This window comes from Aeromonas jandaei, from assembly GCF_037890695.1.
GTDB classification, from domain to species: Bacteria; Pseudomonadota; Gammaproteobacteria; order Enterobacterales; family Aeromonadaceae; genus Aeromonas; species Aeromonas jandaei.
Genome location: NZ_CP149571.1, coordinates 2,038,978 through 2,060,651 on the forward strand (window position 1 = coordinate 2,038,978; position 21,674 = coordinate 2,060,651).

Genomic DNA, 21,674 nt, shown 5'->3' on the forward strand with positions numbered 1-21,674 from the left:
TTTGCTGGTGAGTCATTGACTCACCAGCAGCCAAACAATTACTTTTGATAATTTTGGCCAGCGTAATCACCGCCAGCCCAGTTAAAAGCATCTTCTATATAGCCAGTTGCCATACCACCATAAAAACCAACTTGAGTAGCAAGTACAGTCTCAGCACCAAAAGCTAGACCACCTCCAGCGGGGCCAAGAAATCCCATTGCGGCCCCACCTCCTACAGCTCCGGCAAAACCAGCCAAGTCTCCTTCGCCAGTAGCTACGGCATAACCTATATATCCAGCTCCGCCAGCAATACCTCCAACCGCAGCTCCAGCAGGGCCTATGGCGCCGCTAACTAACTCAAGATCTTCAATCGACAATTCTCTCATCTAAAACCTCAAAATATATTATCTAAGTAAGGTTAAAAATATAAAACATGCATATTTAAATTAGACAAATAGTATCTGCTGGTGTTTCTCCATTCATTGTGTGATTAATGTATAAATAGATAGAAAGTAAAAATACAGTTTGGATTTTCAGTTCAAGCAAAGATAATTATAAAGTTAATGGTTTTGATATTATCTTTGTGAGTCTTATTGCACTAAGAGTTCATTACTTAGTTAACTTTACATAAAGCTAACGACAACACATCCAAAATAATCTTGTGTGTCTTGTTAGCAAAGGGAATCAGAACAACTATAAAAAGAATAAATGAAAGAGTGCTACCTTTTCGTTTCATATCCTTTTTTACGTAACGTAAGTATAGATAGTGAATTCCGTAAAATATAATTGCAGGCAATATCATTGCAATAATAAAAGCTATTGCTTCTATTATGAACCCCCAGCACATTTATACACTCCCAATCAAAAATTTAAATGCAAGCAAAATCAGAACATTTTCCCTTTGATACTATAAATAGGCTCTAGAACCCACTCATATATCCTTCTTGTATCTTGATGAATATCAGCTTCTAGATACATCCCTGTTTTCAGGGTTTCTTTCCTCCCATACACATTGATAAATTGCTCATCCAAAGCAACAACGACCCGATAAACCACATCTTTAGCATTACTACTTTGAATTGTATTTGCTACGTGTAATGGCAATTCCTGCACCGCATACGGCACACTTGATATGTCAATCACAGCACCATTGCCCATTCCAAACTTTTGATATGGATATGATGAGTATCGTAACTTTACCGATTGTCCCTTTTTTATAAAACCAAGCTGGTCTGAACTAATGTAAATGTGTGCATATAACTTCGCGTTACTAGGTATGATACTTGCTAATATCGTCCCTGCCGTTATAAATTGTCCAATCTGAGATGTTACGCCTGTGACAATTCCGCTAACAGGTGTTCTTATACTCTGACTGTACCTTACATTGTTTTCAGATATTTCTTGCTGCAACGAAGCAATCTCACCATCTATTGCGTTTTTCTCAATGACGTTTTTGGTTTTTAGATCATCTCTAATCGAGATTAACTCCAACCGCTCTCTAGTTAAACTTGAGTGAGTTCGCTCTAGTGTGTGTTGTTGTCCTTTTAAAGTTAGTAGTTCAGATTCTGCGAGCTGTAGCTGTGATAAGGAGATCACCTTATTATGAAAAAGCTGCTTTTGTCTTTTCATGCTTTCTTGTGCCAGTTCTATACGCTTTTTAAATAAAACCAGCTCTTCATCTAGTTTTAATAATTCGGATTCAAGACCACGCATTCGGCGCTCAGTAATTGAAGCCTGTTCATGAAATCTTGTGTTTGAGGCTATTCTGTTTTGCTCCAAGAGAATCTTACGCTTATTATACTGTTCAGATATCTTTTTTCGTATTCCTTCACTGCCACTAAACTGCTCACCAGAGATAACAAAAAGAGCTTCTCCTTTTTCCACCTCACTCTCATCAGCTACATTTATCCTTGTTAATACTCCAGCTGCACTTGAAGTTAATCTTAGAATGCCATGCTCAGGCATTAACAGACCTCTAGCAGTCGTTTTCTTTGTATATATCCCAAAGTATGAGAAGGAGACGATTAACAGCACAATCAAAACTGAAATTCCAGATGCCACTATATAGCCCCAAGGCTGATGCAAGAGGACAGTGCCAAATTTAGTTTCACGAATTGCAGATATAGCTTCACTACGGAATAGGTCAGATTCCTTGCTCAAATGTTAGAAACCCCATTTAGATGCCTCCAGTTAAGATGTGGAATGAATGTATCAAATGAATACCAGATTATCAATCGCTGATTGATAATCATTTTCATTAATGACAAGTGGATCATTTTTGGATCACCGAACGATCAATAAATGACGTGAATGATAATTGCCAGGGCTATCAAGTATAGGTTTCGATATTGAACATGCGATCTATTATGTGTACCGTTGTTTCCCATATCGATTGTACAGATCTAGTTATCACCTGACTCCGGCCTCCAACCGGTGTCTTTTTTACGCCACTTTCGTGCGCACTGCCATTGGAATCAATCTCAAGCCGTCTCCAACATGCTGTAACGGCCTGCTCTACCACCATCCTTCCATGTTGTCAGCCAACTCCTACGCATCCTCTAAAGCCCAATGAGCTCGCCTGGGGAGTTGTCATATCTCTAAATCCAATTGGAACTTGATGAAGTTCAAAGTAATCAACTGTAACTGTATGATTTTTCATAAAAATGTTGTAGTTACTCATGTAGTGAAAGCATCTAAATGAACTAAATAAAATGATGCGTTCTATTACATAATTCATTTATGGGTTGAATAGATATGGCAAGAATCCTGATGACTCGTGCTTTTGACGAAAACGGCCATATAGTTGATGTCAAAGATGTTGTTAGTGGAAAAGCATGCAATTGCACATGCATCGGTTGTCAGGGCGCTGTCTGGGCTATGAAAGGGCAAGTTAAAGCCCATTATTTTGCTCATGAACCTAATTCAATCGAGCAGAATGCCTGTACCTGGAAGCCAGAAACCGAAATACATATCTTGGCTAAAGAGGTTTTATCAACGGATAGGCAGTTGATACTGCCGATTGGAACTATAAACCCAATCCATAAAAACATAGTTTTTGATGAGATGGTATGTGAGGTTTATGAGGGCCGAGTTATCCCAGATGTAATTGGGTTCATCGATGGAGAGAAGGTTCTCATCGAAGTTGCAGTTACGCACTTTTGTGATAGAGGGAAAATTAAAGAACTAAAGAGGGTGAATGCAACCTGCGTTGAACTTGATCTCAGTGGATTTCGTGTGAAAGAGGAGATAATCTCAAAAGAAGAAATTAGAGATTATCTAAAAAAATGCCCTAAAAAATGGGTATCTGTGGCTCCTGTTGGCAACTTCTCAGAAATGATTTACTCCCATAATAGGCAGCAGTTATTATCTTTACAGCACCAGTATTCATCGTTGAGCTCGAAACACCAAACAGAAGTTAAAAAACTTAATGCAGAATTCGATGCGATAAAAAATACGCGCGAATCAGAACTAAGCGATATGCAAATAGTGATTCAACAGGCTCGGAATGCAGAAAGGAATGCAAGTTCAATTCTTGAACAGTGGGATAGAATAAGGATTGATAAAGAATCATCTATTTCAGAAATAGAGGACAAAATAATCCTACTGGAAGATCAATATAGAAGCTTTGAAATTGAATTAAAAGAACGCCTTTATAAGGTGCAAGAGGAGATTGATAAAAAACAAGACTTACTGAACGACCTTCTTAATTTAGATGAACTTAAGGCTGAATTTTATTCACACGTTGATGATATAAATAGAACTATTAAAGCCAAAGAGGCTCAGCTTGATGCTAGTGAAGTCGAAATACGCAGGCGTTCAGCATCCTTAGACTTAATACAGAAAAATTTAAATGATAGCCTCATATCACTACAAGAACGAGAAAATGCTCTAACAGAAAGAGCAAAAAACCTGGCAAGTATTGTTGATGTTAATTCAAGGGAGCAGGCTCAAGTAATGCTTTCACAGTGGATAAAAGAGAAGTCGAATGAAATAAAAGCGCTGGAGGAAAAAGAAAGGAGGACAATTAAAGCCATTGATGATTTAAGGAGAAAATATGGCTCCTTCATAAAAATACCATGATAAAGCTATCACCTAATAGGTGTTTTTATCATTTATTCTCGTGGCGGCCCTTGAAATGGCACTACTTCCCCTAATTCCTGATGTAATAAAGATGTGGATGTGGGTAGTGAAGCCATTTTTTCCTTCATCCCCTCAAGTTCAAAGAGCATTTTCTGATAAGATAAGCACAGCATGTTGCTCAAGCGAACATAATAATCCTCTTGATTTCGGGATAGTTCTTTTTGGCAGTTAATTTGAAATTGCCACCCCAGCAATTTCCTCTGTCGTTCTTGCGACATACCCTGCAAAATATTTTCCATCTCCGCTTGAAGCAACTTTTCAAGTTCACCATCTCCACGTTCAGCCATTGCTTTCAGTGTGTCAAAATCTGGTAGAGACATTTTTTCTCCTTACCACAGTATGTGGGGTCATCGATGACTATAAAATCGCAGTTAGAGGGTAACCCCTGATAGTCTGTCCATCAAGTTAACCATTTTCCCCAATTCTGGTTTAGTAATAGTGTCATTAGCGCCTAATTGCAGGGCTTTCGCACGATTATCTTCACTCATAAGCGATGAAAACATTACAACTGGTAACGTTGCAAAACACGAACTATCCCGTACCCGCTTTAATAAATGCATACCATCTATGCGGGGCATTTCCACATCGGTTACTATTGCATTAAGGTAGGCGCTCACAGGTAAGTTATCACTATTTATGTGCTCCTCAATATCAGTTAACATTTCCAATGCATCACCACCATCTTTAGATGTGATGACGTGATAACCTGCGGTGCTAAGCGTATTTTCTATCAACTTACGAATAAATGCCGAGTCCTCAACCACCAAGATAGTTTTCTGACCTCGTAATGACGTCATTTTGTCATTGATAAGCACTGTTCTATCTTGTGCGACATTGTATTTTTCCATACTCAGCTCAGGATTGATTGTTGCAATGATCCGTTCAAAATCCAAGATCATGATGAGATTGCCATCTCGCCTCACCACCGCAACGACGCAATCATTTTCGCCTGCTTCAAGAAACTGGCTGGGCGACTCCACATCTTCCCAGGAAATACGATGAATACGACTAACTCCATCGACCAGAAAACCATTGGCCATCTTGTTAAAGTCCGTCACAATAACAATTTTTCCGGTATTGTCTCGATTAGTATTTATCCTTAACCATCCAGCTAAGTCCACCAATGGAATAAGGCTTCCACGCAAAGAAAAAACTCCTACCATATGGGGCTGTGCATTGGGATAATCGGTTGTTTCAGGTACACGTATAACCTCTCGTACCTTAGCAACGTTGATACCGTAAAAGGCAACTTTGACTCGCCCATCGGGCAATAATTTATGGATGTGAAACTCAATTATCTCCAGCTCATTGGTTCCACTTTCTGTCAATATTGCGCTGTGAGCATTCTCTTGTTGTTCACTCATGTTAACCTCAACCAGACGTTGAAATAACACATTGAATATTTTAAAAGTCTATTCATCACTAAACTGTCCACCGCCACACCAATTGGCATACCAGGTAGGAATTTGGTCAATCGGTATAGGTTTGCTAATATAATATCCTTGTGCAATTTCACACCCTAGTAGGGTAAGCTGAACCCAGTCCTGTTCACTCTCCACACCTTCCGCTACCGTTTTTAGACCTAACTTTTGGCTCATTGCGATTGCGGATGTGAGGATGGCCAACTTTTTTTGGCTCAAATAGGCATCCCGCACAAACTCTTTATCAATCTTTATTTCTGTAAACGGGCAGCGTGACAATTGCTGCATGGATGAATAGCCTGTTCCATAGTCATCCATTGCTATACCAAAGCCCCGTAATCTAAGGCGAGCTAGCGTACCAAGAGAGGCGGATAGATTTGACATGAAAGTGGTTTCGGTCACTTCAATAATAATTTTGCTACAAACAAGCCCTGTACTTTCAACGATCTCGACCATGTTATCGACCAGCTTATCCGACAATAACAAGGCAACTGGCATATTAATAGAGCATGTTAGCGAGGAGGCTAGTCCATCAAGGCGGCATAAGGCATTACAACTTGCTTTCAAAAATTCGTAGAAAAATTGTAATGCTAATTCCCCTTGCTCCAGGTGATGTACAAAACTCACGGGAGGTAAGGTGCCATGTTCGGGATGTAACCAGCGCACCAACGCTTCAAATCCAAACAAGTGGCCATTCCTCATGACCACTTTAGGCTGAAGAAATGGCACCAGTTCCCCTTTGGCCAAGGCTAGTCTGACATCCCCTTCACTGAGCTCTAAGGTATGCTTGGCTCGCTGATGTTTGTGCATGTCGGGATTTGATTGTAATAACATTGCTGACAACGCATCTTTGGTCACTGGTTTTTCTAATATCGCAATCACCTCCAACGGGCTGGCATCAGCGATCATGTGGATCACGTCAAGGACATCACGGTCTGCCGCACTCATAACAGCAACAAACAACGGACTACTCACTATTTTTTCCAGCTGAGCAATGAGCTCAACGCCATCCATCCCTGGCATGTTCAGATCTGTGAGTACCAAGTCTATCTGGTTGAGCTGTTGCAACTGCGCTAGCGCATCGCGTCCGTCTTCGGCACCGTACACCGACTCAAACCCCAGCTCCTGGAGCAGGCAGGTGACTTCATATCGCTGTAATCGCGAGTCATCTACCACCAACGCCGAGCGTCCCTTCCATTTGTCCAGTGACATGGTGTAACCCTCTATACCAGCGCAGCCAGGTATTGGCTGATATGCTGTAACGACATCACTTCATCAACACCACCATGAGCAATCGCTTCTTTGGGCATGCCAAAGACCACGCAGCTCGCTTCATCCTGAGCAACTGTTTTTGCCCCAGTGTCGTGCAATTCGCGCATACCTCTAGCACCGTCATCCCCCATTCCGGTCATGATGACACCGATGGCATTGCGTCCCGCATTCACAGCTACAGAACGAAATAGCACATCCACTGATGGCTTATGGCGAGATACTAGCGGCCCATCTTTCACTTCAGCGTAGTATTGAGCGCCACTGCGCTGCACCAGAAGATGTTTACCGCCAGGTGCAATCAAAGCTGTCCCGCGAACCAACCTGTCCCCTGTTTTGGCCTCTTTGACCTCCAGCCGCGAAACACCGTTAAGTCGCTGCGCAAAAGCAGCAGTAAACATCTCTGGCATATGCTGAACGATAGCAATACCTGGCAAGGTGGCGGGTAAACGGGTTAATAAGAACTCCAGTGCTTGGGTTCCACCCGTTGAAGTGCCCAGCGCAATCACCCTGTCAGTGGTTTGGTAGTTTGAACGAGAGGTGGGGGCCGATATCATCACATCTGCACTGTGTAACGCACGCTCGCCAAGATTGGTTGCAGTGTTGGTGGTTGAAGGAAGGATATTGGCAAGCTTGGCTTGTGCAGCGGCCCGTATTTCCTGAATGATGTCTTGTGTCGAGGAGCTAAGGAAATCTTTCACATTGAGCGATGGCTTGGTGATGATCGATACCGCCCCCAACGAGAGCGCCTCCAGGGTTACAGAGGCTCCTTTGGTTGCAAGGGATGAGCAGATAATGACAGGTGTTGGGCGCTCACTCATGATTTTTCGCAAGAATGTCAAACCATCCATGCGGGGCATCTCAATATCCAGAATGATCACATCAGGCCAACGCAGCTTCATCTGCGAGATGGCGTATAGCGGATCCAGAGCAGTGGCAATTACGTCAATATCAGGTGCCTTAGCAAGGCATTGGGTCAGCATCTCACGCACTAATGCAGAATCGTCAATTACCATCACTTTGATAGTCATATGGCCTCTTTAAACTGTACCGGATCACGGTCAATCCGCCGATAGCGTGAAGGCGCTTCCTGCACTAATGGGAGCTCTGCATCGCGGATCATTTCTGAGTGCCCCACCAGTAAATAGCCGCCAGGCTTGAGGCGCTGACACACCTGGCTTAACACTTGATGCTTTGTTGTTGTGTTGAAATAAATCAGCACATTCCGTAAAAAAATGACATCCAATGCCAGCTCCCCAAACTGGGATGCGTCTAATAGATTGAGTTGCGAGAGCGCGACATGCTTTGCAAGCACAGGATTTACACGAACAGAACCGTGAAACTCTGCATGTCCACGCTGTAAGTAACGCAACCACAGATGAGGAGGGACGCGCTGCACTCGTTCAAGCGAATAAATCCCTTTGCGAGCATGAGCAATGACATTAGTGTTGATATCGGTGCCCCATACCCGCCAAGGAGAGCCCAGCCCGAATTGCTCAGCGAAAATCATCGCTATCGTGTATGGCTCCTCACCACTGGAGCATGCGGCAGACCATACTTTGGGAGGACGGTCTTGCGCTTGAATGTAGCTACGTAGCCACTCGAAATGAGCTTCTTCTCTAAAGAAATACGTCTCGTTGGTAGACAGTAAATTAATTGCGCATTGCCGCTCCTGATCTTCATTTGGGTGAGACAGCCTTTGCCAATAAGCTTGAAAGCTACTCAGGTTAAGTTCACGTAGGCGTTTTGCCAGACGGGACTGAACCAACGCTCGCTTGCTGTCAGCTAAATCAATCCCCGCTTGTGTGAGCAAAAATGTTTTAAATAGCGCAAATTCCCTCATGCTCAACTGCGGCCCTTGCTCGCAAAATCTCTGTTTCCCGTCATTCATTCTGAGCCCTTGAACTCAAGATGATGACTAGCCATCTTGCTTTCGACCAAGGCACTCAGCTCGGCAAGAGACAACACTCTAGTCACATCCAGCAGTACAACAAACTGATCATTAACGGTGACAATGCCGGCAATAAAATCGCTTCTCAGTGCCACCCCAAAATGGGGCGGAGGTTCAATGGCATCACGCCGTAATTCCAGCACATCACATACCGCATCAAGCAAGACCCCCACGTCTTGGTAGAAATCAAGCGAGGTGGGTAATGACAAAATGGCAATTCCTGTAGTGGATTGCAGGGCTGTCATGCCCTGGCCAAAGCGCACTTGTAAATCAATCACTGGAACAACCGCACCACGCAGGTTGATGATCCCACGAACAAACGTGGGCATCATCGGCACCGCCGTCATCCCTTCATACTCGATGATTTCTCGCATGTGGGTGATATCAATGCCATAGCGCTCTCCACCCAACATGAAGGTTACGCAATGAAATACTTCGCTTTGCACAAGCTCAGTAGTTGCTGAATTTGCCATCATCCCCCTCCTGCAAAGCATCATGTGCATGGAGCGAACCAAACGATGCTTTCTTAGTGGGTGTCATCGGGTGGTGCAAAACAGTTCTGGGCAATTGGCGGGCCGCATTAGTCTTGGTGGAGTCGCGGAGCATGAATTGACGCATCAGCTCTTGTAGCTGCAAAGCAGTTGAGCTGAGCTCTTCTGATGTGGAGCTCAGCTCTTCAGCTGAGGCAGCAGAGGATTGCATCCCTTCGCTGATCTGCATCACCGCGACGTTAATTTGGCCTATGCTGGCGCGTTGCTCGCGAGACGCAGCTGCGATTTCCTGAACAAGAGTTGCTGTTTGGTCAATGCCTGGCAGCATTTCGCGTAGCAAGGTGCCCGCCTGTTCAGCGACCCCCACCGAGCGGCTAGCGAGCTCACCAATCTCCTTGGCTGCTGTTTGCGAACGCTCCGCGAGCTTACGCACTTCCGCAGCCACAGTTGCAAACCCTTTGCCATGCTCTCCCGCTCTTGCGGCCTCAATGGCCGCATTGATGGCCAGTAAATCTGTTTTGTTGGCGATGTCATTGATGACGGTGATTCGCGAGGCGATTTCTTTCATGGCATGCACCATATCGCCCACGGCTCGACCACTGGCGGTCGCGTTCTCTGCTGATTTGACTGCAATGCCTTCAGTGACCTTGGCATTGTCGGCATTCTGGCTCACGGTGGCTGCCATCTCCTCAACGGAAGCACTGGTCTGTTCAACGCTCGATGCCAGTTCCGATGAGGTTTGTGATAAGGCATTCGCGGTGGCAGCCACTTGTTCAGATGCCGAACCTATAGCATTGGCTATAGCACTCACTTCACCTAATGTTTCAGACAGCCGCTGCGACATGTCATTGATTGTGCTTAGCAAGCTGATTTGGTCACCTTCTTTTAGCTGGATCACCGTTGCCAAATCACCATCCGCAACTCTCTCCACTACTTGCACGGTATAAGATGGATCCGCACCCAGCTGACGTAAAATACTCCGCGTCACAACCATGGCTAGAATGCCGCAGGTCACGAATGCAAAAACCGCAATCATTAGCATGGTTCGAATATTACTGGCATAAATGTCGCGGCTATCCTGGAGAGCCCCAGCAGCAAGTTTGTCATTAAGATTGACCAGCTCTGTTAAGATATCGTCAGACACATTGAACGCAGGCCTGCCTTTTTCGCTCATCAAGAGCATCGCCCGCTTATTGTTTACATCATCCCCTGTATCAGAGCGGGCAATACTCACAATTTCATCAGAATAGCGCTTGTAATCAGGCCATGATTTATCAAAACGAGCGAGAGCTTCCTTTTCAGGTTGCGTCAGATAGGTAATGCGATAGCGGTCTATCAGTTCGTTCATCTTGTTTTCATATTTCGTCATGTTGTCGAGGGTTTGCTGACGAACCTGAAGATCCACCTCACCGATATATCGATAGAGAGCTCGATTATGGTAAATTGCTTGCATATTGGCATTAGCGAGATCACGAATAGGCACCAGTTGATTGGCATGCATATTCTCGACTAATTCCGCCATGGTTTTGATCGACACATAGCTGGTTACCGCTAGTGTTATCAGCAACAACAATAAAGTAGCGAATGACACAGCCAGCTTTGTTCTGACTTGCAGGCGATGAAACCAGTCCATGGTTATATTCCTTCAGCGTGACGACAGGGGGCGGAAAAATGCTCCTCATTGAGAGTGTGCAATATCCGCTGTTGCTCCCACTGCGTGACTTGCGCCAACAGTTGTGGGATATCCAAAATCAAGGCCGGATGGCCATTGCCCAGAATGGTGGAACCACTGATCCCCCGCAGGGGGCGAAACAGCTCTCCGAGCGGCTTAATCACGGTTTGCAATTCGCCAATCAGGTGGTCAACCACCAGACCCGCTCTGCGTTCGCCGTGATGAACCACCACCACAAACTCGTTACCTTGTGCGGGAGGGAGGCCAAACAAAGCACGCAAATGCACGTAAGGCAGCCACTCTCCTCGCAAATACAGTTGTTGTACGGTCAGCTCCTCTTCGCTATCTGGTAGCTCCAAGCACTCGGTCATCATTTCCAATGGGATGACGAATGATGTGTCGGCAACCTCGACCCGAAATCCATCAATGATGGCGAGCGTCAATGGCAGGCGGAGCCTAAACGTAGTGCCTTGGCCAGGATTACTTTCTACGGTGACATCACCACGCAGGGCATCAAGGTTTCTACGTACAACATCGAGCCCAACGCCGCGCCCTGACAGTTCATTAACTTCGCTGTTGGTGGAAAATCCAGGTGCAAAGAGCAACTGGTAAACATCGCTATCACTCATCACCTTGATATCACCCACCAATCCGGCTTGCTGTGCCTTGGCCAAGACTTTTTCGCGAGATATACCATCCCCATCGTCACTCACCTCAACTACCACTGCTCCGGCATCATGGTAAGCATTCAGTGTGATGATCCCCTGCTCAGGCTTTCCTTTGTCTTGGCGCACCGAGGGCTGCTCAATACCATGGTCAATAGCATTGCGAACCAGATGCAGTAGCGGGTCGGTGAGTTTTTCCACCATGGACTTGTCAATGTCAGTGTCTGCATTTTGAATATTGAGGATGACCGATTTTCCGGTTTGCAGGGACAGCTCATGCACGACGCGAGGGAAGCGATTGAAGATTTCATGGATAGGCACCATCCGAAGCGTCAATGCATCATCACGGATCCCCTCGACCAATCCATTGACCACCGCCACAGATTCAATCAGCTCAACATTACCAGCCTGATGGGCTTGTAGCGTTGTAGCAGACGCGGCAATCACCAACTCCCCAACTCGATTTATCAATTGATCAAGCTTGGCGGCATCAATGCGAATGTAATGACTGTCGGAACGAGTGAGGCTTTTGCGCGAGGCGTTTACTGGTTCTGGAGTGTCAGTTGCGAGTGGGGTTGTTGTAGGTAGCGTGGGTTCCAGAAGAGCTGGCTGAAGCAATACCTGAATATCAGCTGCTGTGAGTGAGCCTGCCTGCTCCCACCTCGCATACTGTGTACCAACCTCTTCCCCTAGCCATGCACACAACGTGGGTGCAGCATCTCGATATAGGGAGAGGTCTCCATGTACTGGTAGCAACACAATGATGCTTTGCGTGGCGACAAAATCGAAAGCACTACGCAATTTTTCTGCGCCACAGCCACTCTCAATGACTATCTCGTACCCCAGGAAGCAATCCGTGCTATCCAGCAGTTGCAAAGGAGGCCAGGGACGCCACACAGGCATGATGTAATGGATCTCGCCCTGATTACCGAGATATTTAAGCAACGCCAATACATCGAAACCATCACGGAATAAGCCAGGATAAAAGCGAACCGACAGATGCCAGCGCTCAGATGTTGTTGTAATACCTGGTTTTTCATCTGCCATCACGGGAGGGGCGGGTATGGTCATTGACGGCAAGCTCTGAAAGCCTTGCGTTTGAGACATCAACGCTAAGATTTGCTGGGTTTCAACTTGCTTGAGTTCAGGATTGTGCTCGGCACTTTGCAGCAAATCGCGTAGTTGGTCGTTACAGCGAAGTAAAAGCTGAATTAGGGCATCATCAAGATCAAGCTCACCACTGCGCAAACGCGCCAGGATATTCTCCATGCTATGGGTAAAGCGAACCAGCAGCTCCAAGCCAAGCATACTAGCAGAGCCTTTAATGGTGTGTGCGGTGCGGAACATCTGGTTATAGGTGTCAGCTCCCAAGGGGTGACCCACCCTATCCAGCAAGGCTTGTTCAAGGTTGTCACACTGCTCGTAGGCCTCTTCAAAAAAGAGCATCCGCGCTTTATTGATGTCCATCGCCGCCCTCGATTGTTAGCTGTGCCCACAACCCCATACCACGAAATGTCTCTGCTGCAAGACTGTCAGGGGCGAGGACAAACGTCATCGATTTGCCCAGTGAAGTGGCTTCTTGTTGCAACAAGCTCAGCAGTTGTGCGCCACACCCATCTAGTAAGGTGATGGCATCAAGAGTCACAACAACCGAGGGGTAATTGAGTAAACCCAGGAGACTGTCTTGCTCCTGTGCAACCGTCATGATGCTGAGCTCCCCTTCAATAACGGCGCGAGGCTTGGATCCCGTGCTATCAATAGTGATGCCCATCACGCCCCCCTTTATGGCTGAATAACCTTGGCAAGATTATCGAGCAGTGATTGTGGCTCGAACGGTTTGGTCAGCCACACCTTAGCACCAGCCTGAGCACCTTGCTGACGTAGCTCTGGCGCGTTTTCTGTAGTGAGCATGATGAACGGGATATAACGGAATCCAGGATGAGATTTAACCTCACGCAGAAAGGTCAAACCATCCATGATGGGCATATTGAGATCAGAGATAATCAAATGAAAGCGATGCTGCGACAGTTGAATCAACGCATCTTGGCCATCTTCCGCCTCAACTACGTTAAAACCTGCCTCAGTAAGCAATGCATTGAGGGCAAAGCGGATGCTGCTCGCATCATCTACCACCAAAATAGACTTCATAGACCACCCTGTCCGTCTTGCTCTCGCCCATGGTGGGTTGGTGATAACACATGATTATCACCATCCCACCGCCTTCCATGGCAGGCGTTTTACGAGAGTGCAATAGAGATATCTTGTGACCAAAGAGATCAGCTTATTTTAAAGATAGAGACGCTCTTCTTGAGCTCCCCTACAACCTGGGTCAGGTGTACAGCTTCACCATTGACACATTCCGAAGCTGAGACGTTCTCCTGTGACATGTTGTTCACCTCTTCAACTGATTGGGCAATCAGTTGGCTTGCAGAGGATTGTTCATGCAACATCAGGTTGATCTCCCCCATCAGTCCTACAACCGCTTGGGAGCTTTGGTCTACCTTGGCCATCAAGTCACTTGCTTGGGCCGTATTAAGGCGAACGTTTTCGATACTCTGCACATATTTGTCCATGGAGTTGACTGTTTCCATGGCCGTGGTTTGCACGCCACTTATCATGCTATCGATTTCTTGGGTTGCTTTGGTTGTTCTCTCCGCCAATTGGCGCACTTCGTCAGCTACCACGGCAAACCCACGCCCCATATCACCAGCTCGGGCCGCTTCAATGGCGGCGTTAAGAGCCAGCAGGTTGGTTTGGTCTGCAACTCCTTTAATCATGACGGTGATTTGACCTACTTTGGTAACATCATCCGCCAGTTGGCGAATTTGCGCGGTAGATTGATTTATCGCATCGGTCACGGCCCGCACTTCCCGAGAAACGTCCTCAACTTGATGCTCGCCTTGCTGTGCCAATTTTCCTGAGTTCATGGCTTGCTCATTTGCACTGTTAGCCGAATGAGAAAGTTGGGCTATCGAGGTAGACATCTCTTCAATTGATGCAGCTGAACTAGCCGTTGCTTGGGCTTGCATTTCCGAACTGGTCATCACTTGCTGCGCGGCACTGGATAGCTGAGCCGCCGAAGACCCCAGCTCTTCGGAGATATGCAAAACGGCGTTAATTGTTTCTTTAAGGGACTTGCGAGTTGACGCCATGGAGTGTTGCAGATTGGTGAGCTCATCATTACCAGAGGGTGGAACTGTGTCGACCAGGTTCCCCTTGGCAATATGGGAAAGGTCGGTAACGGTTTGATCCAATGGTGCGAGGATGCTACGTATGATTAATACGCCTGCAATGGCAGCGATAACCAGAACCAGCCCCATGGTTATCACGAACTCCTGACCCAATTGAGCGACCACGACATCGCTGTCATCATAGGCTTTTTTTCCAAGATCAACGTTCTTATTCACAATCGCTGACAGAGTGTCATCTACTTGCTGAAAGGCAGGCGTTGCCTCGGACTTCATAAGCTGCATGGACGCTTCATTATCACTGCGATAAGACGCCTCCATCACTTTCTTTGCCGCTGCTTTATAGGGTGGCCATTCTCGGTCAAAGTCAGCCAGTAAACGGGTCTCGTCAGGCGTCAGCACTGTGGCACGATACTTATTGAGTAATGCCATCATCTGGGTTTCATATTTATCCATGACGCCCGCAATTCTATCCATTTCTGACTGTTTTGATTCGATAACGTAGTTGAATAATTCGCGATGATGATAGATGGCTTGCATATTTGCATTTGCCACATCGGTGATAGGAACGAGTTGATTGAGATACATGTTGTTGAGCATGTCATTGATCGTGCTAGCAGACTGCTTTTGGCTCAATCCCATACCAAACATGGTTGCAAGCAATGCTGCAAGAAGGAGACTCAAGCGAAGCTTTATTGATATCGTTCTTAACCAATCCATGGTGTTTACCTCAATGGTGAATGACTTCCTTACAGGATAAATGTGTAGGCAATAGAATTGCTGATAGCAAGAGCGTCAGATGAAAATCAAAAATAATTGATTTAAGATAAAAAAAGCGGCTGACGAGTAGCCGCTTGAAAATGTAAGGAACGCCCAACATAAGGCTTGTGTCACGAGGTTGAGATAAGGTATTTCGTGACCACGCTTGCAGTATAGACAATGCATCTGGCAAAGATGAAAATAGTTATTATTTTAATTTATTGGTCGGTTTGCATAACATGGATGCATGTTCTAGACTTGAATGGGTTTCTATAATACTTAAATCACCTTCATTGCAACTTAGTATTTAAATCGCAAGTTCACCCACTACATAATATCTTAGCTCGCTGATTTTTCATATATTTTAGCCGCCTATTAAAACTTATTCCAATTATTGGCTTGTGTTTATTGGTGTGCATTGCTGCTGAGTAAATGGCATTTGCACTTAATGGTTCAGTAAAGTGACGTTAATTGATGGTTTTTGCTTTTGCTTATCAGGTTTTTTTGATATGTAAGGTTATATTATGTCAATCGCCACGTAACACATGATAGGTTCGATAAATAAAAATTGCTGCTTAAAATAAAACCTGGTTTATCTTCGCTGCGAAGCAGCGGAATGTTTAAAAAAGTCTTTTGTTCTCATAATTAGTAAATGGACAGTTTTCAGAATTTTTCAAGTGGCTAAAATGAGAAAATTTGCAAAAAAACTGTCGTGATGTTTTTTTGAACTGAAAGATGACGCCACAGGCTGCCTAAATTTATAGGCACACCCCATGCTGAATCCGTCCCACCAGATCGACAACAGCCTGAGCCCCCATTGGTGTAGCCAACAACTTAGCTGGGGCTACGCCACCGAGGCCCCAGGCGGTGCGGTTTAACCACGACAGTGTCTTGACGGTATCGTTCCTGTGAAAGGCGAGAACCACATCGAGAGCCTGTGCAACTCCGTATACCCTGGCACCCTGCGATATTGATAGGGGGGCTGTAATCCGCAGCTTGCGGGCCAGTGTACTCCGGCTAATACCAGCCCACTGGCAAACCATCCCCACATCAGTCTTCATCAATTCAGCGAGCCGATAGAGTATGTCCGGTGCTACGCCAGCCACGATCCATTGATGTGCTCCTAGTGGGTCACGAGGAATACCAAGGGCTTCCAGGAGAAAGTTCGCAGTAGCTTCTGCGTCACTACTAGGATGATAGGTTGCATAGGGCATCATGTAGCGTTCCTCAATGTACAAACACGATCTCTCATGAGCTATCCTACCCCAAACTGTCGTTTTGAGTGGAAGATTAACAACCAAATGCCCCTGCATTGAGGAGAGCTGATGACCGAGTTGGTCTGTACTGAACCAGGTTTAGGCATTGAGCTTGGGACTACTTTTCAGGTTCTATCGGAGAACGGCTCTGAATGGGAAATCCTGTTGGGGAATGAATACCGCAGGATCAACAAACGCAGCGGGCGTGTTACAGGTTGGAAAACACCTCCAAAATTTGAGTGCAAAGACATCCAAAAATAACAAATGAGAGTTCAATGCTGGTTATGGCAGTGATAAATAGCCAGCCCAGGTTACTCCTACATCAAAAGCAGAAAAATTATACTTTCATAAAGCCTTAAATAGGGAGTTCAGCATGCTCGTAAAAGAAATTGTGCCAACAGAACAGGTCGTTGACATTCTCTGTGATGTCTGTGGTCGTAGTACAAAAACGAATTTTGGAACCAATCAATACGGCTCGTTATCGGCGGATTTTGGCTATGGTTCCCGTCACGATGGTGAGCGTTATCAGGTGCATCTTTGTGAAATGTGTTTTTTCGGTACACTCGCAACAGTGAGGGAGATGCATCGCGGGGAACATATGTTTGACGATGACTATGAGGCTGCAAACCCAGACACATTTGGGCGTGATTATTCTAATAGGGAGATAATCTGAATAGTATGCCCCCATATTCGAGTTTGTGTGGAGAGAACTATTTCCTATCATCGACTCATTCTGTGAGCCAATGATATTGTCCAATCGGCTCATTTCGTGAGCCGATCAGAGATCGTTCATCGGCTCATCTGGTGAGGTGGTCTCAACGCTCACTACCACCTAGATTTAATTTTTGGCTACATAGTTTCATAGCAGATTGGAGCTAGACCACTAAGCAGCCCCAAACGCAATTTAGCTCACGATTTTTAAATTATGCTATTTTATCGAATCATCTTGGTGCCAAAAACAGTGGTGCTAATGCTGGGGTTGAGAGATAATTTCACTGATATAAAAATGTGATACATGAGGATAAAAATGAACGATTTTTTGAAAACTTTGTTGAATATCCGTAGTCTGCGAGCTGCATTGCGTGAGTTGTCATTTGAGCAGCTGGTCGAAATCAGAGAAAAATTCGAAGAGATTTTTGCTGAACGTGAGCAGCAAGAAACCAAATTGAGAGAGGAATCTGCCGAGCGTCTGCAAAAATTGGCAGAGTTCACCGAGATGCTGAAAGCAGCAGGCATCGATCCGAGTGAGCTGGTTGGCACTGCGGCTCCGGCGAAATCTGAGGGTTCAGCTAAAGCCAAACGAGCTCCTCGTCCTGCAAAATACAAGTATACCGAGGATGGTCAGGAGAAGACCTGGACTGGTCAAGGTCGCATGCCCAAGGCTATCGCGGCAGCCGTTGAAGGCGGCAAAGCTCTGGACGATTTCCTGATCTAATATTGATAGCCCATGCAGTATTGCGTGGGCCTTTCATTATGTTTTTAGTAGGAGCCCTTATGGGGAGAACATTAAAGGACATCATCTCATCCGAATCACCTGAGGTTGTCCAAAGAGCCAAGGCGCTGGCCGAAGAGCAACTGGTACGTCTCAGTGTGACCAAATTACTTTCAAATCTCGGTGCAGGTGATGTTCCTGAAATTGATACCGATGTTCTAAATAGTTTATTGTCGCTCAAAAGGTCTGTTGAGAGCCATGACTGTCGGTTGAGTTTATTTGTTCATATGCCTGACGGCACTCATCATGGTGTCAATATTTAACTAAAAATCGTCATTGATTCGTCAATCTGTACAGATCTCATCTACCAAATAAAATTAACGCCCCCATGGCGATGCTTTTTCAAACTCCCTCGGTGTGCAAGCGGATCTGATAGCGTGTACTGCGTCCGCCACCAGGTAATTTCTCAATGCACCCCCTATCTAACAGTTGCGCAAGATGGCGTGTAGCCGTGGGCTTACTAACTCCGGCGACTTTTTGATATTGACTGGCACTGATGCCATTTTCAAAACCCTGTTCGCCGCCATCCAGTAAACGATTCAGCACTTTGGTTTGCTCTGGACTCAGATCGTCATGACAGTGCCGCAACCAGAAAAATGTCTTGGCGAGAGAACGATCAATCACCTGTAATGCCAGCTCTATGGAGTAATCCAGTGTGTCGAGGAACCAACAGATCCAGGAGGTAATATCTAGCGGCCCCCTCTGCGCTGACTCAAGCGCCCGATAGTAGTCTGCCCGCCGTTCTAGAATCGCAGCTGACATGGCATACAGACGGATGCTATGGCTGTCAGCCTGTGACAGCGCGAGATCGGTCAGTGACCGCGCTAACCGCCCATTGCCATCATCAACGGGATGAAGGGTCACAAACCAAAAATGGCTAATTGCCGCACGAAGAAGCGGATCTATCGTGGGGTCATGCCGAGTCTGGTTAAACCAGCGGATGAACTCGGCCAGTTGATCGTCCAGAGTTGCTCTGGGCGGTGCCTCAAAATGCACGGTGGGGCGATCAACACGTCCAGAGACAACCTGCATCGGCTCATCTCCTCGCATCTGACCTACGTTCAGTCGCTGCACCGACCATTCGTTGACGGGGAACAACCAACGATGCCATTGATAAAGCCTCTCAATCGTCAACCGTTGTTCATGGTTGTCGATGGCATCCAGCATCATGGCCGCGAGCCCCTCTGAGCGCTCTGATACTGGATATGACTGAGTTTGTGGCCCACCTAACCGCCGAGCAAGGGAGGAACGCACAGATTGAGCATTGAGGCGTTCGCCTTCGATAGCGGATGAGGAGATGATGTTAGCCAGTAACGTATCTAACGCTTGGTCGGAGTTCCCCAACCTGGAATGACGACCGATTAGAATTCCCTGCCTGCGTTGAACGTGCCGTAATCTGGGCAATATCTCGCTATCCTGCCAACGAAAATGGGGCCAATCTGCTTGTTGCCAAATCCACAATGGTTCCATTATTTCCTCATCCAACATGCTAGGGTCTCAATAATGAGCCGACCCAGCCCATCATTCGGCTCAATGTTTGAGCCGAATATAACACATGCAGCAGAACAGAAGAGCTGGTAATGAGGATGGAGATCTAGGTTGAAAATCTCAGACCGGAGCTAATGAAAAACTGGATGTATTGCTGCTGTGTGGAGCTACAGCAACCAGTTGATAGACAAGGCGGGAGCTCGTTTTCGTTTCGAATGGTTCTTGTGAGCTTGTAGCTTGCGCTGCATAAAGCCACGCACAAGCAGATGCCGTCTGGTCTGCTCATTCATATGCCTGACGATACTCACTAATATTGGGATGCCAGTCTAAGCCACCAAAAGAGAAGAATTGAACCACCGAGTAGATTACCTGCCAGGTATTTCCAAGAGCGATCTGACAAGAACAAAATCGCCCCCAGTATCGTTATCAAACCCCAGAGATAGGGCATGAGCAGTACATATAGGCCAGTCAGTGAGTATTCATCGTTAAACCAGTCATAGACAGGCTGAATGAATAGGATCGATGCATTCAAGAGGTGATAGAGCATGAACAACACGAATACCCATGTTCTCTCTGTCTTCACTGCTGCGCTCACTTTAGTTCCCCTTGGAATGGATAGCTGAGTTCAATGACGGTCAAAAATGGCTTGTAGGCAAAGCGCTTGTAGTGTTGAAGAACAAACCAGCTTCTGAAACCGGACGCCAGGCCGTAGAACTTGACTCTTCCTGTCGTGGGGTCAGGGCCAATGTCAGGATAATCGAGACCGAAGTGGTCATATAGCGTTACTTTGATCGTGCCCTTGTAGAAATCGCCAAACTTTTCATATGTCGTGATTTCCGCCTTGCCTGCCCAGACATCGTTAACAGCAATTGTGAGGCCCTGCACCTTATCCGCCGCAGAGTTGAAGATGGGTAACCGAAAGCCGGAGGTCTTGCTGTATTGCTGCATCAAGTCACTCAGAACAAGCTTGTTCACATCACCATCAAGTTCGGCCAGCTTTGCCTTCACTTCCTTGATAAGGGTATCTGAGAACTTGATCGTGGTCGGGTGAGCTCGCGCAGCTCTCGCCAATGCTTGGTTCCGGTATTCACCCCCCTCAGATTTCTCGAACTTGGCGATCATGGCCAGAATATTCATCTTCAAGTCGCCAGTTGCAAACAATGTGGCCATGTTGCGGAAGCTACTAAAGAACACCTTGGGGTCAGTCTTTTCGAGATCGCCAATAAAGCCGTCATCCCCCATCTTCCCCACAAACATGGGGATAGCCTTGATCTGCTCTGCCGTCATTTTGCCATAAGTCATATCTTCGGCGGGGCTGCCATCAACGTTCTTACCTGGCTCGCGCTTCGACTTGTAGATGAGCACAGGCACACGATAGGTTGTGGCTGATGTTGTATCGGTTTTTGGTTTGAGGGCAGGAGGAATGGTTTCTGCCTTCGGGCGCTCTTTCTCTGCCGAACCGAACCACATTGTCGGCTTGGCTTGGGCATATGCCGACTTGATGGTCTGCTCAAACCTTGGTGTCCCCCTCACCGAGATTTGGTCTCCCTGGATAGAGCAGCAAGCAAACACATCAGATTGCATCCCCAATACGACCTTTGACCCGTCATCAAGGCTTCCAGCCACTGGGCCTAGAATGCGCTTGAACTCGTCCTTGGTAAGTTGGTTGATGTCTCTGAGGTCGGGTTTCTGCATGTATGGAGAGCTCGATGAAGAGTAGTGAGAGGATCACTTTATCATCAATGCGCCAATCGAGACCATGTAGGCATTTTCTGAAAACGGCAGTTTGTGACGCTTTCTATCGATGGACGCGGGGGATTAATAGCTAATAGACAAATGCTAAGGATGGCAATGATGCTAATTGCCATCACTGTGAATAATTATAGGGAAATTTAGTTTTATC

The 21,674-nt window shown here is 46.2% G+C and carries 21 protein-coding genes and 1 pseudogene; 5 read left to right on the top strand and 17 right to left on the bottom strand.

The window, feature by feature from the left end; all coding sequences use genetic code 11:
• Positions 1 to 38: 38 nt before the first annotated feature.
• Positions 39 to 365: a hypothetical protein gene (locus tag WE862_RS09890; RefSeq protein ID WP_156128806.1), complete on the bottom strand. Its 327-nt coding sequence runs from the start codon at positions 363 to 365 to the stop codon at positions 39 to 41.
• Positions 366 to 864: 499 nt separating this feature from the next.
• Entirely contained in the window at positions 865 to 2,139 is a 1,275-nt protein-coding gene (locus WE862_RS09895) for an HlyD family secretion protein (protein WP_156128807.1), read from the bottom strand.
• Between the two features lie 594 nt (positions 2,140 to 2,733).
• Between WE862_RS09895 and WE862_RS09900 the strand changes: the two genes are divergently transcribed.
• The gene (locus WE862_RS09900; protein WP_156128808.1) at positions 2,734 to 4,059 is read left to right on the top strand and encodes a hypothetical protein; all 1,326 of its coding nucleotides are present in this window, start codon (positions 2,734 to 2,736) and stop codon (positions 4,057 to 4,059) included.
• A gap of 32 nt (positions 4,060 to 4,091) precedes the next feature.
• Here the strand turns inward: WE862_RS09900 and WE862_RS09905 are convergent, their stop codons facing one another.
• From WE862_RS09905 to WE862_RS09960, 12 genes are all read right to left on the bottom strand, one after another.
• Positions 4,092 to 4,439: a DUF3135 domain-containing protein gene (locus tag WE862_RS09905; protein WP_052448142.1), complete on the bottom strand. Its 348-nt coding sequence runs from the start codon at positions 4,437 to 4,439 to the stop codon at positions 4,092 to 4,094.
• Between the two features lie 51 nt (positions 4,440 to 4,490).
• Positions 4,491 to 5,483, bottom strand: coding sequence for a chemotaxis protein (locus WE862_RS09910; protein WP_042032917.1), 993 nt, complete (start codon positions 5,481 to 5,483; stop codon positions 4,491 to 4,493).
• 48 nt (positions 5,484 to 5,531) lie between these two features.
• Positions 5,532 to 6,752 carry an EAL domain-containing response regulator gene (locus WE862_RS09915; protein ID WP_042032919.1) on the bottom strand — a complete coding sequence of 407 codons (1,221 nt, stop codon included), beginning with the start codon at positions 6,750 to 6,752 and terminating at the stop codon, positions 5,532 to 5,534.
• Positions 6,753 to 6,763: 11 nt separating this feature from the next.
• Positions 6,764 to 7,840: a protein-glutamate methylesterase/protein-glutamine glutaminase gene (locus WE862_RS09920; protein ID WP_042032920.1), complete on the bottom strand. Its 1,077-nt coding sequence runs from the start codon at positions 7,838 to 7,840 to the stop codon at positions 6,764 to 6,766.
• Complete coding sequence (locus WE862_RS09925) at positions 7,837 to 8,700, bottom strand: CheR family methyltransferase (protein WP_042032923.1); 864 nt, start codon at positions 8,698 to 8,700, stop codon at positions 7,837 to 7,839. Before WE862_RS09925 ends, WE862_RS09920 begins: the two co-directional genes overlap by 4 nt.
• Positions 8,697 to 9,236 carry a chemotaxis protein CheW gene (locus WE862_RS09930; protein ID WP_225628276.1) on the bottom strand — a complete coding sequence of 180 codons (540 nt, stop codon included), beginning with the start codon at positions 9,234 to 9,236 and terminating at the stop codon, positions 8,697 to 8,699. Before WE862_RS09930 ends, WE862_RS09925 begins: the two co-directional genes overlap by 4 nt.
• On the bottom strand, positions 9,211 to 10,884 hold the full coding sequence (locus tag WE862_RS09935) for a methyl-accepting chemotaxis protein (RefSeq protein ID WP_042032926.1): 1,674 nt from the start codon (positions 10,882 to 10,884) through the stop codon (positions 9,211 to 9,213). The genes WE862_RS09930 and WE862_RS09935 overlap by 26 nt, the downstream gene beginning before the upstream one ends.
• 2 nt (positions 10,885 to 10,886) lie before the next feature.
• Positions 10,887 to 13,055, bottom strand: a complete 2,169-nt coding sequence (locus WE862_RS09940) for a chemotaxis protein CheA (RefSeq protein WP_042032927.1) — start codon at positions 13,053 to 13,055, stop codon at positions 10,887 to 10,889.
• A complete protein-coding gene (locus tag WE862_RS09945; RefSeq protein ID WP_042032929.1) occupies positions 13,042 to 13,359 on the bottom strand; it encodes an STAS domain-containing protein in 318 nt (105 codons plus the stop codon). The genes WE862_RS09940 and WE862_RS09945 overlap by 14 nt, the downstream gene beginning before the upstream one ends.
• An 11-nt stretch (positions 13,360 to 13,370) precedes the next feature.
• Complete coding sequence (locus WE862_RS09950) at positions 13,371 to 13,736, bottom strand: response regulator (protein WP_042032930.1); 366 nt, start codon at positions 13,734 to 13,736, stop codon at positions 13,371 to 13,373.
• A 128-nt stretch (positions 13,737 to 13,864) separates the two neighbouring features.
• Positions 13,865 to 15,496 (bottom strand): methyl-accepting chemotaxis protein, encoded by a 1,632-nt coding sequence (locus tag WE862_RS09955; RefSeq protein ID WP_042032931.1) that lies wholly within the window; start codon positions 15,494 to 15,496, stop codon positions 13,865 to 13,867.
• Between the two features lie 797 nt (positions 15,497 to 16,293).
• Positions 16,294 to 16,848, bottom strand: a complete 555-nt coding sequence (locus WE862_RS09960; RefSeq protein ID WP_339058739.1) for an antitoxin Xre/MbcA/ParS toxin-binding domain-containing protein — start codon at positions 16,846 to 16,848, stop codon at positions 16,294 to 16,296.
• A gap of 12 nt (positions 16,849 to 16,860) precedes the next feature.
• Here WE862_RS09960 and WE862_RS09965 point away from each other — a divergent pair, with 12 nt between their 5' ends.
• The 4 genes from WE862_RS09965 (at position 16,861) to WE862_RS09980 (ending at position 18,546) form a co-directional block, all read left to right on the top strand.
• On the top strand, positions 16,861 to 17,052 hold the full coding sequence (locus tag WE862_RS09965; protein WP_042032933.1) for a hypothetical protein: 192 nt from the start codon (positions 16,861 to 16,863) through the stop codon (positions 17,050 to 17,052).
• A 112-nt stretch (positions 17,053 to 17,164) separates the two neighbouring features.
• Positions 17,165 to 17,464: a hypothetical protein gene (locus tag WE862_RS09970; RefSeq protein WP_082035520.1), complete on the top strand. Its 300-nt coding sequence runs from the start codon at positions 17,165 to 17,167 to the stop codon at positions 17,462 to 17,464.
• A 354-nt stretch (positions 17,465 to 17,818) separates the two neighbouring features.
• Positions 17,819 to 18,226, top strand: coding sequence for an H-NS family nucleoid-associated regulatory protein (locus tag WE862_RS09975; RefSeq protein ID WP_042032935.1), 408 nt, complete (start codon positions 17,819 to 17,821; stop codon positions 18,224 to 18,226).
• 59 nt (positions 18,227 to 18,285) lie between these two features.
• Positions 18,286 to 18,546, top strand: coding sequence for a hypothetical protein (locus WE862_RS09980; RefSeq protein WP_082035521.1), 261 nt, complete (start codon positions 18,286 to 18,288; stop codon positions 18,544 to 18,546).
• A 79-nt stretch (positions 18,547 to 18,625) separates the two neighbouring features.
• On the opposite strand, the gene WE862_RS09985 is transcribed toward WE862_RS09980, so the two are convergent.
• From WE862_RS09985 to WE862_RS09995, 3 genes and pseudogenes are all read right to left on the bottom strand, one after another.
• On the bottom strand, positions 18,626 to 19,453 hold the full coding sequence (locus WE862_RS09985; RefSeq protein ID WP_225628438.1) for a Fic family protein: 828 nt from the start codon (positions 19,451 to 19,453) through the stop codon (positions 18,626 to 18,628).
• 66 nt (positions 19,454 to 19,519) lie between these two features.
• Positions 19,520 to 19,771: pseudogene (locus tag WE862_RS09990) on the bottom strand (DUF4172 domain-containing protein); the annotation flags it as partial.
• Between the two features lie 591 nt (positions 19,772 to 20,362).
• Positions 20,363 to 21,466 (bottom strand): DUF3289 family protein, encoded by a 1,104-nt coding sequence (locus tag WE862_RS09995; protein ID WP_042032936.1) that lies wholly within the window; start codon positions 21,464 to 21,466, stop codon positions 20,363 to 20,365.
• Positions 21,467 to 21,674 lie beyond the last annotated feature (208 nt).